Raw genomic sequence first — 13,833 nt, 5'->3', positions numbered from 1 at the left:
CATCGCGCCGCGCGGGCTTTGTTCCATCCATATGGCGCGTTTTGGGCCATTATACCACACCCGCCGCGCCCGCCGCAAGCCGGGGCGGGGCCCAGGGCCGTGAAAGGAGATCTTCGCTTTGCCTGTTACCGACCGCAATCTTGCCGCCTCCGACAGCGACCGTCTGCTGGGGCAGGCGCCCATCGGCAGCCTCATCCTGAAGCTCTCGCTGCCGGCGGTGGCCGCGCAGTTCATCAACGTGCTTTACAATGTGGTGGACCGGATGTACATCGGCAACATCCCGGACATCGGCGCCACCGCCCTCACCGGCGTGGGGGTGACCTTTCCGGTGCTGATGATCGTGTCCGCCTTTGCGGCCTTCGCGGGCATGGGCGGCGCGCCCCTGGCGGGCATCCGCCTGGGCGCGGGGGACAAGGAGGGCGCGGAACAGATTTTGGGCAACTGCGTCTCCCTGCTGCTGGCGCTGAGCGTTGTGCTGACGGCGGCATTCCAGCTGTTCCACACCCCCATTCTCACCGCCTTCGGTGCGACGAGCGACCTTTTGCCCTACGCCGAGGACTACATCACCATCTACCTGTGGGGCACGGTGAGCGTGCAGCTGGCGCTGGGCCTCAACACCTTCATCAGCGCCCAGGGCCGCAGCGGCACCGCCATGCTCAGCGTGGCCATCGGCGCGGTGCTGAACATCGCACTGGACCCCCTTTTCATCTTTGTGTTTGACATGGGGGTCAAGGGCGCCGCCATCGCCACCGTGCTCAGCCAAACGGTGAGCGCCGTGTGGGTGCTGGCCTTTTTGCTGTCGGGCCGCAGCACCCTGCGCATCCGCAGAAAGAACCTGCGGTTTTCCGCCCCGGTCCTGGCCGGCGTGGCCGCGCTGGGGGTTTCCCCCTTCATCATGCAAAGCACCGAGAGCCTGGTGACCATCACCCTGAACCGGGGCATGGCCCGATACGGCGGCGAGCTCTACATGGGCACCATCACCATCCTGCAAAGCGTGATGCAGCTGATCGTGCTGCCGCTGCAGGGGCTGACCCAGGGCACCCAGCCCATCATCAGCTACAACTACGGCGCAAAGAACCTGGACCGGGTGCGCGCCACCTTCAAGCGGGTGTTCCTCATCAGCATGGCCTACACCATCGGCGCTTTTGCCCTGGTCTGCCTGCTGGCATGGCCGCTGTCCCGCATGTTCACCTCCGACGCGTCCCTCATCGACCTGACGGTGAAGGCCATGCCGGTGTTCTTCGGCGGCATCTGGGCCTTCGGCGCGCAGATGAGCTGCCAGGCAGCCTTCATGGGCCTGGGGCAGGCGAAGGTGAGCCTGTTTCTGGCGCTGCTGCGCAAGGTCATCCTGCTCATCCCGCTGGCCATCGTGCTGCCCATGCTGATGGGCGGCGACCCCTTCGCCATCTATCTGGCGGAGCCCGCGTCGGACTTCATTGCCAGCGCCACCACCCTGACCATTTTCCTTTTGTTCTATAAGCGCACGCTGAACCGCCCCGCAGACTGAGGAGGAACACACCATGCCCGCCATTCTTTCCGCCCTGCTCATCGCTGCCGCTGCCGTGCTGTGCTGGCGGATGGCAAAGCAGCTGGAGGCAAAGCGCCGAAAAAAGGCCGCCGGGGGCGAGGGGTGCCTGGAATACCGCACTTCCCTCGCCTTTGACGAATGCCTGGACGCGCTGGCCGCCCACACCGGCCAGGACGAATTTGAATACGACTGCGCCCGCCAGCCGGACGGCAGTTTCCTTTTGCACTTCACGCTGCACAAGCCCACCGGCCAGCCGGTGGACACCCTCTTCGCCCTGCGGCTGGACGCCGGCAGGCAGACGGTGGTGACGCTGCACTTTCTGCGGGAGGCCTTCGGCTACCGCCAGCCGGTGTTCCCCAAAGAACTGCTGGACGCTTTTCTTTTGAAAAAGCTGGCCGCCGCGCCCAAGGCCCCGCCGGAGGGCGGCGCATAAAGCAGGGCGCGGCGCGCCGGCGCTTTTGCGGCCCGCCGTTCCGCCTTGCCTTTTCGGGCCGCGGCTGGTATAATAGACGGGTACAAAACGGGCCAGTAGCTCAGCTGGTCAGAGCTGTCGGCTCATAACCGATTGGTCGCGGGTTCGAACCCTGCCTGGCCCACCAGTTCGTCGCAAGCGTCATATCGCTTGCGACGATTTTTTATTAAAAATCATCGCGCGCTCATTTTGCTGCTCCTCACTTCCCCACAAAATTTTGCTTCGCAAACTTTTGCGGGGGCCCCGCCGCCCGAGGGGCGGCTGCTGCAAAGTTCGCTTTGCTCCGGCGCTTTTTGTTTTTTACAAAAAACGCCATCCGCCCGCTCCCTTGCTCCTCCTTCTCCCCACAAAATTTTGCTTCGCAAACTTTTGCGGGGGCCCCGCCGCCCGAGGGGCGGCTGCTGCAAAGTTCGCTTTGCTCCGGCGCTTTTTGGTTTTGGCGCGAAGGCGGCGTTCGGCCGCCGTTCCCTTCCTTTCCCGTCACCCGTTCCCCCGCACCTCCAGGAAGATCCGGCAGGGGAACTGGGAGATGAACACGCTGCGCCGGGCGCTGGTGATGCTGCGGGACCGCAGCAGCTCCGGCGGGTCCCAGGCCCGCACCGGGCCCTCGCTGGCGTATTCGTCAAAGCGGGGCTCGCCCTCCATCAGCTCCCGGAAATGGGCGCACAGCGCCTCCAGCATCCGGTCGCACTCCGCCTGGGTCGTAAACTCCATGTCCACATACGCCTTGGCAACGCGGGCGTTTTTGCTCTCCTGCCGGCCATGGAAGGTGTAGCTCACGGCGGCGGGGCAGCCCAGCACCTCCCGCTGGTAATGAAACAGGAAAAAGCCCGTGCGCCAGCCGTTCTCCGAGTGCGTCCCGTCCGGCGGGCCGGCGGCCTGCGTCACCTCCTCCGCGCCCATGCCGAAGGCCACCGCATCGCCCGGGATGCCCGTGGGGATAAGCGTGGGGCGGCCCGCCACCAGGAAGGCGCACACCGCAAGGGCCAGCAGACCGGCCCAGAACACAAAAACGCCCAGCGTTTCCTTTTTCATGCCGGCCGCCCTCCTTCGCCGCGTCTTTCTGCTTTCAGTCTACACCTTCGCGCATGCCTGCCGCAAGGGGCAGGCCGCCCAAAACGCGCCCCGTTTTTATGGGCCTGATTTGACTGCGGGGATAGGATACGCTATGATGATACTGCGATGAACAGGCGGCCCGGGCCGCCTTGTTTTCACTTGGAAAGGGGGCTTTGAACGCCGTGCGCCGTTTTGTTTTTTTCCCGCTTTGCCGCCGCGCTGGCGGCGCTGGTTTTCGCTTTGCTGGCGGCGGGGCCCTTTGCCGCCCGGGCCGACGCGCCCACGCTGGAGGATACGCTGGACGGCGTGCGCCGGCTGGAGGCGCTGGCCGAAGACTGGGCCGGCGAGCATGCGGGCAGCGACCCGGTGGAGCTGACGGTGAACTATCTGTGCGGCGCGCGGTACGACGACCCGCTGTGGAGCCTGGTGCTGGGCGGCGAAAACCAGGAGTTCAACGGCTGGGCGGAACAGACCGACGCCTCCCTCGCGCCGCTGCGCAGCCTGGAAAACGTGACCCTGCCCACCGGGGAGACGGTGGACTTTCTGCATCTTGTGGCCGCCGCCGGAGCGGGCTATGGCTACGGCATGCCCCAGATCGTCTGCACCTGGGGCGGCGACTGCGTGCAGCTGGCGGCCCCGGCGCGGGGCATGTCCCAGGACGCGGCGGCCTGCTACGAGGCTCTTTCGGCCAGCTTTGCCGCCGCCGACGGCGCCGGCTACTTCCCGCTGAGCGACTGGCTGGCGGACCTGGACGGGGTGGCCCTGGGCCAGCGGCTGCTGGGGGGCGAGGCGCTCTCCGACGCGATGGAGGGCTATTACGCCGCGCTGGCCGAAGCCGCGGACCCGGCGGCTGCGCGCTCGGAGGCGTTCGTGGCGCTGCAGTTCGGCGGCGCGGACACCGGCGACGCCGAAGCCTTCCGCGCGCAGGTGTGGGACACCTTCTTCACCGACGCGGGGGTGCAGCTGTATCTGCTGGCCAACGAGTACGCCGGCGTGAACGACGAAGGCCAGACCGCCATCAACGCGGACATGCAGCCCCCCCTTGAGGCCGCCTGCATGCTGGTGGTGAACCGGCTGGCGGCGGTGCTGGCGGCGCTGTGGCGCATGCGCAGATGAACAAAGAAAGAACGCCCCGCGCGGCCGCGCGGGGCGTTCTTTTTCCGTTTTGTCAGGAGGCCGGCTGAGTGCTCAGATCGGGTTTTTCCTTCACAGGTTCACCGTCTTTGCCCTCGTAGTCGCGGCCCCAGCCGGTGGCCAGCGCGAACACCATGGTGCCGAAGAGGGTGAAGGCATAGAGGGTGCCGCCCGCCACGGTGACGGGGGACAGGCCGGTGAGCGCCGCGCCGATAAAGACGAACACGCTCAGGAAGGGCACGATGGCCGGCAGGCTGTTGGCGATCGCGTCCAGCATGTTGGCGCGGCGGTAGGGGTGGATGCCCTTGGCCATGCCGATCTTGTTCAGCACCGGGCCGAAGGTGAGGATGGAGGCGCTGGTGACGCCGCCGAAGATCAGGGTGGTGATGGAGATGCCGATCAGGCAGGCGAACTCGGCGCCCCGGTCGGTCCGGGCCATGCGGCTGTCCAGGATCTTATCCACCAGCCACTCCAGCATGCCCGCCTCGGAAAGCACGCCCATGATGCCGAACACGGCGATGACCAGGCCCACGGTGCCCAGCATGCCGGAGATGCCGGTGATGAGGAAGCCGCCCGCCACGTTGTTGGCCGGGTCGTTATTGAACACGGCGGAGAAGGGGAACAGGCCGAACCCGAGGCCGGTGGCCAGGCCCAGCACCAGGCCCACGAAGATGCCCAGGAAGATGTTGCGGCTGGTGGTGGCCACCACCAGCATGATGATGACGGGGATGAGCATGACCAGGCTGGCCGGGTTGGACAGCGCGTCGATGGAGCCGCCCTGGTAGGTGCCGCCCATACCGCCCAGAATGGCGAAGAGCACCAGCGCGATGACGCCGCCCACTGCGGAGTACTTCACGCGGCTCTTCACGCAGCCGCCCACGTCGGCGGGATGGCCGTCGCGGTATTGCTGGGTGGAGGCGGAGGCGATGGTGGTGTCGGAGATGGGGGCCAGGTTGTCGCCGAACACCGCGCCGGAGACGATGGCGCCCGCCAGGAACATGGGGCTGCCGCCCAGCACCAGGCCCGCCGGGTAGAAGATGGGGAAGGCGGTGAACATGGTGCCGATGGAGGAGCCGGTGGCGGTGGAGATGACGCAGGTGGCAAAGAACACGAAGGCCACGAACAGCCCGCCCTGGATGCCCACCGCATTGGCCAGCCAGACGAAGCCGCCGGACAGCCCGCTCTCCTTCATCAGGGCGGAGAACATGCCGATGACGAAGAAGATGACGATGACCGACACGGACGAAATGGACGAGATGCCCTTAATGGCGGCGTCCCAGAACTTGGTGTAGCTCTTGCAGAACGCGCCGCCGATGAGCAGCGCCACAAAGCCGCCCATGGCAAGGCTTTCCATATTGAACGCTTTGCAGATCACGAACAGGAAGATGCAGAACACGAAGAAGATGGCCACCGGGATGAGGGACATGAACATGCCGCCCCTGAATTCCAGGCGCTCCTTTTTTTCTTCTGCCATGAAAAAACACTCCTTTCACACGATACCTCTCAACGGATTTTTGGGGTGTGCGTCTGCTTTTCTCAGATGACGCCCTTCTCCTTCGCCATCTGAGTCAATGCCGCTTTGATGCGCTCGAAGCGCTCCACCGCATCCTCGTCCTTCGCAAAGCAGGCGGTGACGATGCGGATGTGGCCTTCGCCCTGGCTGCCGTAGGGGGTGCCCTGGTTGACCATGATGCGGGCGTGCTCCATCAGATAGTCGCTCACCTCGGCGCAGGTGCCCAGGGCGCTGATGTCCAGCCAGGAGAGGATGCCGCTCTCGCTCATCTTCATCTTCACCCCCGGCGTGGTGGACAGCACCTCGTAGGCCAGACGGCGGCGGCGCTCCAGCCGCTCGTAGTTGCTCTTCAGGTGCTCCTTGTCCTTGATGGCGGCGATGGCGCCGATGGAGGAGGCGGTGCTGGCCGCGCCCAGCACGTTCACCGCGCCGCCGTAGAGCACGTCCATGATGCGGTCGTTGGTGTAGATGTAGCCGATGCGCAGGCCGGACAGGCCGATGCCCTTGGAGATGGAGCAGACGGTGAGGGTGCGCTCCCACATGCCGGGCAGGGTGCAGGGGGCCACGAACTCGATGCCGTCGTAGATGTGGTCCTCAAAGGCCTGGTCGCACACCAGGATCAGGTCGTTCTCGATGATGAATTTGCTCAGCGCCTCCAGCCCTTCCCGCCGGAACACGGTGGTGGTGGGGTTGTTGGGGTGGCTCATCAGCACCATCTTGGTGCGGGGGGTCAGCCGCTTCTCAAACTCCTCGATGCGGATCTGGTAGTTGTCCTCCTCATACAGGGGCACCGGCACCGTCACGCCGCCCAGCAGCTTGCCGTTGAGGAAGTTGCTGGGATAGCTGGGGTCGGGCACCATGATCTCGTCGCCCTCCTCGATGAAGGGCATCATGGCGAAAAGCAGGCCGCTGTCCGACCCGGGGGTCACGATGACGTTGCGGCTGGGGTCGATGGGGATGCCGGTGCGCTCGGTGATGTGCTCCGCCAGGGCCTCGCGCAGCTCATACAGGCCGATGGGCATGCTGTAGTGGGCGGGGAAACCGCCCTCGATGGCTTCCACCATCGCCTTTTTCACCGACTCCGGGATGGAGGGGTCGGGGAAAAAGGGGTCCGCCCAGGCCATGATGTCGCCGCCGGCCTTCATGAAGTTGCCGGCGCCCTCGCCCACGTCCGCTTTGGTCACTTCCAGGAACAGGCCGCCCTGCAGGTCACGAAAACGATCGTTCATTTTGGATTTTACGTCCATAGCTGCATCCTCCTTCTGTCAGCCGGTCTCGGCGATGGCCTCCACTTCCACCAGCACGCTCTTGGGCAGCTGCGGGAGCAGAATCTGTTTGTACAATTTCCATAAGTTTTTCTTTTTAACGCAATGGATTTTATTGAAATATCCGTTGCTTTTATTATATCAACAAAGTATTTTACATTCAATAAGGAAAATAAATAAAATATATTTTATTTTTTGTCCAATACCGATAAATCCCTTTACCGGGGCGCAAGGGCGGTCAAACAGCGAAAGAACGGCCCTTCTGGCCGCCATGGCCCGGAGAGCTGCCCGGGTGGATGTTTTTGTGCGGGGCGTCCGGTCAGGGGTGGGCGTTCTCCCGCATGCGGCGCAGATGCATGTACACCGTGTTGGGCGAAAGGCTCAGCTCGCGGGCCACGATCTGCACCGCGTCCTTGATCTGGAAGATGTGCCCCTTCCGCAGCCGGGCAACGATCTCCCGGTTGCGGTTGGAGGCGGTGACGCTGGCGTCCGCGCGCACCTGCTCCTGGGCCTTGAGCACTGCCTGGCGCACCAGTTCCTGCGTGTTCTCGGCAAAGGTCTCGCTCACGCCCGCCTCGGGGCCGGGGTCCGGCTCGGGGGAGAGAGTGGACAGCAGTTCCGACAAAGGGGTGTTCAGATAGAAGTTGATGCACAAAAGGCCGATCGCCCGCCCCCCGGCGCCCCGGATGGTGATGGTGGCGGCTTTCAGCGGTTCGCCCTTTTTGTTGCGGCAGAAGTATGAGATGTAGCCGTCCCGGTTCTCCTCTTCGATGCGGGGGAGCATGGCCAGGGCCAGGTCGGGGAGGGGCGCGCCCGCCGGGCGGCCGGGGTGATGGCCGTTGATGATGCGGATGACCGAGCGGTCCATGTGCTCCAGGCTGTGCAGCACGAGCTCATAGCTGGGGCCGAGATAATCCGCCAGCCCTTCCACCAGGGTGGCATAAGAGTCCAGGATGCGGCGATCCTCTTCGGTGAGAACGACTTCTTTGCAGGATTCGCTCATGGTTTCCTCTCTTTCCCCGCGGCCCGGGGTGCGCCGCGGGCTGCGGATGCAGGTCTTTGTTTTTATGATACCAGAGAAAAAAGGCGGGCGCAATATGGCCCCGCACCTTCCCGGGGGTTTGACGGGGGCGGCGCCTTTTCCTATAATGTAAAGGAGCGACAACCGGCCGCCCGCGGGCGGCCTTTCAGGGGAGCGGTTTTATGAACGTATTCGACATCCTCGGCCCGGTGATGATCGGGCCTTCCAGCAGCCACACCGCCGGTGCGGCCCGCATCGGGGGCGTCGCCCGGGCGGTGCTGGCCGCCGAGCCGGTGCGGGCGGTCATCCAGCTGCACGGCAGCTTTGCCAAGACCTACAAGGGCCACGGCACCGACAAGGCCGTCATCGCCGGCATCATGGGCATGGCCCCGGACGACGAGCGCATCCGCCGCGCCCCGGAGCTGGCCGCGCAGGCGGGCCTTGCCGTCTTTATCGAGACGGTGGAGCTGGACGGCGCTCACCCCAACACCGCCCGCATCCTGTTGTGGGACGAAACCGGCCGGTCGGTGACGGTGCAGGGGGCCAGCGTGGGGGGCGGCAACATCCTCATCACCGCGGTGAACGGCATGGAAGTGCAGCTCACCGGCCAGTACACCTCCCTCATCGTGCTCCACCGGGACGCCCCGGGCACCATCGCCGCCGTCACCGACGTGCTGGCGGCCCACGGGGTGAACATCTGCAATTTCCGGCTGGCCCGCCAGGAAAAGGGGGGCGAGGCCGTGATGACCATTGAAATGGACGGCAGCTTCGGCGGGGCGCTGAACCGGGAGGTGGAGGCTCTGCCCAACATCCTCTCCTCCACCATGCTGCAGCCCATCGGAGGGGGAAACCGGACATGACCGAAGAACTGAGATACGATTCCATCGCCGGCCTCGCGGCCGCCGCCGAAAAAGCGGGCGAAGCCATCTCGGCGCTGGTGCTGCGCCAGCAGGCGCGGCAGCTGGAAAAGACCGAGGCCGAGGTGTTCGCCCAGATGCAGGGCACCTACGCCGTGATGGCCGCCTGCATCCAGCCGGGCTGTGCGGAGGACCTGCGCTCGGCCAGCGGCCTTTCCGGCGGCGACGCCTTCAAGATGCGCCGGGCGGTGGAGGGCGGCAAAAGCCTCACCGGCGGCGTGCTGGGCGGCGCGCTCTACCGGGCGCTGGCGGTGAGCGAGCTGAACGCGGCCATGGGCCGGGTGGTGGCGGCCCCCACCGCCGGCAGCTGCGGCATCCTGCCCGCGGCGGTGCTGACCATGCAGCAGGAGCGGGGCTGCACCGAGCGCGACTGCGTGATGGCGCTGTTCACCGCCAGCGCGGTGGGCATGGTCATCACCGCCAACGCCAGCGTGGCCGGGGCCCAGGGCGGCTGCCAGGCCGAGTGCGGCAGCGCGGCGGCCATGGCCGCCGCCGCCATCGTGGAACTGGCGGGGGGCAGCCCCCGGCAGGCCGCCGGCGCGGTGGCCATCGCTTTGAAGAACATCCTGGGCCTCGTGTGCGACCCGGTGGCAGGCCTTGTGGAGATCCCCTGCATCAAGCGCAACGCCTCCGGCGTGGCGGGGGCCTTCGTGGCCGCCGAACTGGCGCTGGCAGGCATCGAAAGCGCCATCCCCGCCGACGAGGTCATCGTTGCCATGAAGAAGGTGGGGGACGCCATGTCTCCCGCCCTCAAGGAGACCGCCGAGGGCGGCCTCGCCGCCACCCCCACCGCCCGCCGGCTCTACGAGCAGGTGTTCGGCCGGCCCGCCGACGGCGCGGGATGCGCCGGCTGCGGCGGCTGCGGGGGCCTTTGAAAAAACCATGACGGCGGCGAAGCTTTTGCGAAAGCTTCGCCGCCGGTCTGTTTTGCCCGCTTGTGCTTTTTGCCGCCGGGGTATATGATAGAAAGGCGGCCCGCCCGGGGGCGGGCCCGACCTGACAATTGCGGGAGGCGAAGCCCATGCGCCGGGACCTGACGGCGGACCCTGTGGCAAAAACCATGCTCCTGTTCAGCCTGCCCCTCATCGCGGGGGACATGCTGCAGCAGCTTTATAACGTGGCGGACACCCTCATCGTGGGGCGCTTTCTTGGTGCGGAGGCCCTGGGGGCGGTGGGCTCGGCCTACGCCCTGATGACCTTCCTCACCTCCATCCTGCTGGGGCTCGCTTTGGGCAGCGGGGCGGTGTTCTCGGTGGAGTGGGGCCGGCAGGATCTGGAGAAGGTGCGCCGCAGCGTGTCCTCCTCCTTCTGCCTCATCGCCCTCATCACGGCGGCGCTCACCGCCTTTTCCTTCGCTTTTCTGGACGGCATCCTGCGCTTCCTGCAGGTGCCGGGCGAAAACTACGCCCTGATGCGGGCCTACCTGTGGGTCATCTTTCTGGGCATCCCCGCCACCTTCCTCTACAACTTTTTCGCCTGCCTTGTGCGGGCGGTGGGGGACTCGGCGGCCCCGCTGGTGTTCCTGGGCCTTTCGGCGGCGGTGAACGTCGCGCTGGACCTGTGGTTCGTGGTGGGTCTCGGTTTCGGGGTGGAGGGCGCGGCGGCGGCCACGGTCATCGCCCAGTACCTCTCCGGGATCGCCATGGCGGCCTACGCCGCCCTGCGCTGGCCCCAGCTGCTGCCCGGGCGGCGGCAGTGGCGGCTGGGGCGGGAGAACCTGGCCCGCATCGCCCGGTTCTCGCTGCTCACCTGCGCCCAGCAGTCGGTGATGAACTTCGGCATCCTGATGGTGCAGGGGCGGGTGAACTCCTTCGGCCCGGCGGTGATGGCCGCCTTTGCCGCGGGGGTCAAGATCGACGCCTTCGCCTACCTGCCGGTGCAGGATTTCGGCAACGCCTTTTCCACCTTCGTGGCCCAGAACTACGGCGCGGGCAAGCCCGGCCGCATCCGCCGGGGCATGGCCGCGGCGGTGGGCTGCGCGGCGGGCTTTTCCGCCGCGGTGAGCGCCGCGGTGTTCCTCTTCGCCCGGCCGCTGATGGGCATTTTTGTGGAGGCTTCGGAGACGGAGATCCTGGACATCGGCGTGCAGTACCTGCGCATCGAGGGGGCCTTTTACCCCGCCATCGGCTGCCTGTTTTTGTTCTACGGCCTCTACCGGGCGGTGGGCATCCCCTCCATGAGCATGGTGCTCACGGTCATCTCCCTGGGCACCCGGGTGGCGCTGGCCTACGGCCTGTCCGCCCTGCCCCTTTTCGGGGTGGCGGGCATCTGGTGGTCGGTGCCCATCGGCTGGCTGCTTGCGGATGCGGTGGGCCTGGTCTTCTGGCTGGCGTGCCGCCGCTCCATCGAGGCGGCGTTCACCGCCGCAGGCGGCTGAAAAGAGAGAATTTTCCTGCCGGGCGCGGCGGCGGGCGCCCGGCAGGCGGACCTGTAAACAAATGGATTTGCGCCCGCCTCCAAAACCCTGTAAAATAGAGGGGAAAGGGGGCGGGCTTTTTTGAGCGGGCGCACCTATCTTGCCATCGACCTGAAATCCTTCTACGCCTCGGTGGAGTGCGTGGAACGGGGCCTGGACCCCATGACCACCCATCTGGTGGTGGCGGACCCAAGCCGCACCGACAAGACCATCTGCCTGGCGGTGTCGCCGGCGCTGAAAGCCTACGGCGTGCCCGGCCGGGCGCGGCTGTTCGAGGCGCGGCAGGCGGTGGAAAAAGCCAACCGCCGCCGGCGGGCCAAAGCGCCGGGGGGCGTGTTTTCCGGCAAAAGCTGGGATGAGACGGCCCTTGCCGCCGGCCCGGCGCTGGAGATGGACATCCTGGTTGCCCCGCCCCGGATGGCCCACTACATCGAGGTGAGCGCCAGGGTGTATCAGGTGTACCTGCGCTTTGCCGCCCCGGCGGACATCCACGTCTATTCCATCGACGAGGTGTTCATCGACGCCACCGATTATCTGAAAAGCGCCGGCGTGACCGCCGAGGCCTTTGCCCGCGAGGCGGTGCGGCAGGTGCTGGAGGCCACCGGCATCACCGCCACAGCGGGCATCGGGCCGAATCTCTACCTTGCCAAGGTGGCCATGGACATCGAGGCCAAGCACTGCCCGCCGGACGAAAACGGCGTGCGGGTGGCCCGGCTAAACGAGCGCAGCTACCGGCAGAAATACTGGGATCACCGCCCCCTCACCGACTTCTGGCGGGTGGGCCGGGGCATCGCCCGGCGGCTGGAGGAAAACGGCGCGGCCACCATGGGCGATGTGGCGCGCTTGTCCCTCTCGGACGCGGGGCAGGAGAAGCTGTTCCGGCTGTTCGGGGTGAACGCCGAGCTGCTCATCGACCACGCCTGGGGCCTTGAGAGCTGCACCATGGCGGACATCAAGGCCTACGAGCCCGCCGACCACAGCATGGGCAGCGGGCAGGTGCTGCAATGCCCCTACCCCTTTGAAAAGGCGGCGCTGGCGGTGCGGGAGATGGCGGACGCCCTGGCGCTGGATCTGGTGAGCCAGGGCCTTGTGACCGACCGGCTGGCGCTGGAGGTGGGCTACGACATCGAAAACCTCGCCGACCCGGCGCGGCGGGCGGCCTACCGGGGGCCGGTGGTGACCGACCGCTACGGGCGCAGCGTGCCCAAGCCCGCCCACGCCGCCGCCCGGCTGGAAACGCCCACCTCCTCCGCCCGGGAGCTGGTGGCGGCGGCCCAGGCGCTGATGGAAAAGGCCGCCGACCCGGCGCTGCTGGTGCGGCGGCTCACCCTCACCGCCGCCCGGGTGCTGACGGAAGAAGAGGCGGAGGCGGCCCCGGTGTGCCGCCAGCTGGACCTCTTCCACGACTGGGGGGCCGAGGCCGCCAAAGAGCAGCAGGCCGCCGCCCGCCGGGCCAGAGAGAAGAAGATGCAGGCGGCGATGCTGGGCATCAAGAAAAAATACGGAAAGAACGCCATCCTCAGGGGCATGGACCTGGAGGAGGGGGCCACCGGCAGGCTGCGGGGCGGCCTGATCGGCGGCCACAAGGCCTGAAAGGGGAGAGGAAAATGGGCCGTTACGACGACATGCTGGACCTGCCCCGCCCCGCCATGCCCCGGGCAAAGCCCCTCACCGGCCTTGAGCGGGCGGCCCAGTTTTCCCCCTTTGCGGCGCTGGCCGGCTACGAGGCGGCCATCCGGGAGGCGGCGCGCCTCACCGAGCCGGCGGTGGAGCTGGCGGAGGACGCGGCGGCGGCGCTGGACGAGAAGCTGCGGCTGCTGGTGGAGCGCCTGCCTCAGCGCCCCCAGGTGACGGTGGCCTGGTTCGAGCCGGACGCCAAGAAGGAGGGCGGCGCGCTGCGCGTCTTTTGCGGGCGGTTGCGCCGGGTGGACGAGGCCGCCGGCCTGCTGCTTTTCGAGGGCGGGCAGCGGCTGCCCCTGGCCGCCGTGCGGGGGCTGGAGAGCGACGTTTTCCCCGAATTTCTGTGAGCATGCAAAAAGCGTCCCCGCGCCGCGGCGCGGGGACGCTTTTTGTCACTGCTCCAGCTCAAAGACCACCCAGCCCATCTTGTCGGACCAGACCACTTGGGCCTGCCCCGCCCAGGGCAGGGACTGGTTTATCTCGCCGGGGGCCGCCAGCACGAACACCCGGCCCTCGGGGGGCGCGGCGTGGCTGGTCTTTTGCAGCCAGGGGCGCATCTGGAGGGAGGCAAGGTCTTCCGTCTGCCACATCTCGATGGCCCCGTCGGTGAGCTCGGTGATCACGTTGGCCTGCCAGAAGGTGGCCCAGCCCCTGGTGTAGCCCTGCTCTTCCAGCCAGCCGGCCACTTCCACAAGGCCCGGGCGGTCGTGGGGGCGGGCGCTGACGAACCGAAGGGTGGTGCCGGTGCTGGCGCAGACCACCAGCGCCGCCAGGCACACCGCCAGCGCCCGGCGCAGGGCGGGCCGCCGCAGGGGGATGTTTTCCGCCGCC

Annotated in this window: 13 protein-coding genes and 1 tRNA gene; 9 read left to right on the top strand and 5 right to left on the bottom strand. The window is 66.8% G+C overall.

What is annotated here, in order from left to right:
* Positions 1-118: 118 nt before the first annotated feature.
* The 3 genes from ACH2AT_RS06900 to ACH2AT_RS06890 all read left to right on the top strand — a co-directional run bounded on the left by ACH2AT_RS06900 (position 119) and on the right by ACH2AT_RS06890 (position 2,127).
* Entirely contained in the window at positions 119-1,507 is a 1,389-nt protein-coding gene (locus tag ACH2AT_RS06900; protein WP_394964631.1) for an MATE family efflux transporter, read from the top strand.
* Between the two features lie 13 nt (positions 1,508-1,520).
* Positions 1,521-1,961 (top strand): hypothetical protein, encoded by a 441-nt coding sequence (locus ACH2AT_RS06895; protein ID WP_394964629.1) that lies wholly within the window; start codon positions 1,521-1,523, stop codon positions 1,959-1,961.
* A gap of 89 nt (positions 1,962-2,050) precedes the next feature.
* A tRNA-Ile gene (locus ACH2AT_RS06890) sits at positions 2,051-2,127 on the top strand.
* 353 nt (positions 2,128-2,480) lie between these two features.
* Here ACH2AT_RS06890 and ACH2AT_RS06885 read toward each other — a convergent pair.
* Positions 2,481-3,035, bottom strand: coding sequence for a hypothetical protein (locus tag ACH2AT_RS06885; RefSeq protein ID WP_394964627.1), 555 nt, complete (start codon positions 3,033-3,035; stop codon positions 2,481-2,483).
* 213 nt (positions 3,036-3,248) lie between these two features.
* On the opposite strand from ACH2AT_RS06885, the gene ACH2AT_RS06880 reads away from it, so the two are divergent.
* Positions 3,249-4,172 carry a hypothetical protein gene (locus ACH2AT_RS06880; RefSeq protein ID WP_394964625.1) on the top strand — a complete coding sequence of 308 codons (924 nt, stop codon included), beginning with the start codon at positions 3,249-3,251 and terminating at the stop codon, positions 4,170-4,172.
* 52 nt (positions 4,173-4,224) lie between these two features.
* Here ACH2AT_RS06880 and ACH2AT_RS06875 read toward each other — a convergent pair whose 3' ends face one another.
* The 3 genes from ACH2AT_RS06875 to ACH2AT_RS06865 form a co-directional block, all read right to left on the bottom strand.
* The gene (locus ACH2AT_RS06875; RefSeq protein WP_394964623.1) at positions 4,225-5,664 is read right to left on the bottom strand and encodes a Na+/H+ antiporter NhaC family protein; all 1,440 of its coding nucleotides are present in this window, start codon (positions 5,662-5,664) and stop codon (positions 4,225-4,227) included.
* 62 nt (positions 5,665-5,726) lie between these two features.
* Positions 5,727-6,950, bottom strand: a complete 1,224-nt coding sequence (locus tag ACH2AT_RS06870) for a pyridoxal phosphate-dependent aminotransferase (protein WP_394964621.1) — start codon at positions 6,948-6,950, stop codon at positions 5,727-5,729.
* 337 nt (positions 6,951-7,287) lie between these two features.
* Complete coding sequence (locus ACH2AT_RS06865; protein WP_394964619.1) at positions 7,288-7,971, bottom strand: transcriptional regulator; 684 nt, start codon at positions 7,969-7,971, stop codon at positions 7,288-7,290.
* A gap of 200 nt (positions 7,972-8,171) precedes the next feature.
* Here ACH2AT_RS06865 and sdaAB point away from each other — a divergent pair, with 200 nt between their 5' ends.
* From sdaAB to ACH2AT_RS06840, 5 genes are all read left to right on the top strand, one after another.
* A complete protein-coding gene (gene sdaAB / locus ACH2AT_RS06860; RefSeq protein WP_394964617.1) occupies positions 8,172-8,849 on the top strand; it encodes an L-serine ammonia-lyase, iron-sulfur-dependent subunit beta in 678 nt (225 codons plus the stop codon).
* Positions 8,846-9,781, top strand: a complete 936-nt coding sequence (gene sdaAA, locus ACH2AT_RS06855; RefSeq protein ID WP_394964615.1) for an L-serine ammonia-lyase, iron-sulfur-dependent, subunit alpha — start codon at positions 8,846-8,848, stop codon at positions 9,779-9,781. Before sdaAB ends, sdaAA begins: the two co-directional genes overlap by 4 nt.
* A 146-nt stretch (positions 9,782-9,927) precedes the next feature.
* Positions 9,928-11,283: an MATE family efflux transporter gene (locus ACH2AT_RS06850; RefSeq protein ID WP_394964614.1), complete on the top strand. Its 1,356-nt coding sequence runs from the start codon at positions 9,928-9,930 to the stop codon at positions 11,281-11,283.
* A gap of 120 nt (positions 11,284-11,403) precedes the next feature.
* A complete protein-coding gene (locus tag ACH2AT_RS06845; protein ID WP_394964613.1) occupies positions 11,404-12,915 on the top strand; it encodes a DNA methylase in 1,512 nt (503 codons plus the stop codon).
* Between the two features lie 14 nt (positions 12,916-12,929).
* Positions 12,930-13,349 carry a hypothetical protein gene (locus ACH2AT_RS06840; protein ID WP_394964612.1) on the top strand — a complete coding sequence of 140 codons (420 nt, stop codon included), beginning with the start codon at positions 12,930-12,932 and terminating at the stop codon, positions 13,347-13,349.
* Positions 13,350-13,394: 45 nt separating this feature from the next.
* Here the strand turns inward: ACH2AT_RS06840 and ACH2AT_RS06835 are convergent.
* Positions 13,395-13,833: hypothetical protein (locus tag ACH2AT_RS06835; RefSeq protein WP_394964610.1), on the bottom strand; the 439-nt coding region annotated here is incomplete at its 5' end.

Source organism: Candidatus Allofournierella excrementigallinarum (genome assembly GCF_944388085.1).
In the GTDB taxonomy this organism is placed as follows: Bacteria; Bacillota; Clostridia; order Oscillospirales; family Ruminococcaceae; genus Allofournierella_A; species Allofournierella_A excrementigallinarum.
This window is presented reverse-complemented; position numbering and strand designations above follow the sequence as displayed.

What these genes read in the sequence shown, in the direction of transcription:
- sdaAA (WP_394964615.1), top strand. Translation starts at nt 8,846, where the DNA reads ATGACCGAAGAACTGAGATACGATTCCATCGCCGGCCTCGCGGCCGCC.
- ACH2AT_RS06885 (WP_394964627.1), bottom strand. Translation starts at nt 3,035, where the DNA reads ATGAAAAAGGAAACGCTGGGCGTTTTTGTGTTCTGGGCCGGTCTGCTG.
- sdaAB (WP_394964617.1), top strand. Translation starts at nt 8,172, where the DNA reads ATGAACGTATTCGACATCCTCGGCCCGGTGATGATCGGGCCTTCCAGC.
- ACH2AT_RS06840 (WP_394964612.1), top strand. Translation starts at nt 12,930, where the DNA reads ATGGGCCGTTACGACGACATGCTGGACCTGCCCCGCCCCGCCATGCCC.
- ACH2AT_RS06870 (WP_394964621.1), bottom strand. Translation starts at nt 6,950, where the DNA reads ATGGACGTAAAATCCAAAATGAACGATCGTTTTCGTGACCTGCAGGGC.
- ACH2AT_RS06875 (WP_394964623.1), bottom strand. Translation starts at nt 5,664, where the DNA reads ATGGCAGAAGAAAAAAAGGAGCGCCTGGAATTCAGGGGCGGCATGTTC.
- ACH2AT_RS06895 (WP_394964629.1), top strand. Translation starts at nt 1,521, where the DNA reads ATGCCCGCCATTCTTTCCGCCCTGCTCATCGCTGCCGCTGCCGTGCTG.
- ACH2AT_RS06850 (WP_394964614.1), top strand. Translation starts at nt 9,928, where the DNA reads ATGCGCCGGGACCTGACGGCGGACCCTGTGGCAAAAACCATGCTCCTG.
- ACH2AT_RS06865 (WP_394964619.1), bottom strand. Translation starts at nt 7,971, where the DNA reads ATGAGCGAATCCTGCAAAGAAGTCGTTCTCACCGAAGAGGATCGCCGC.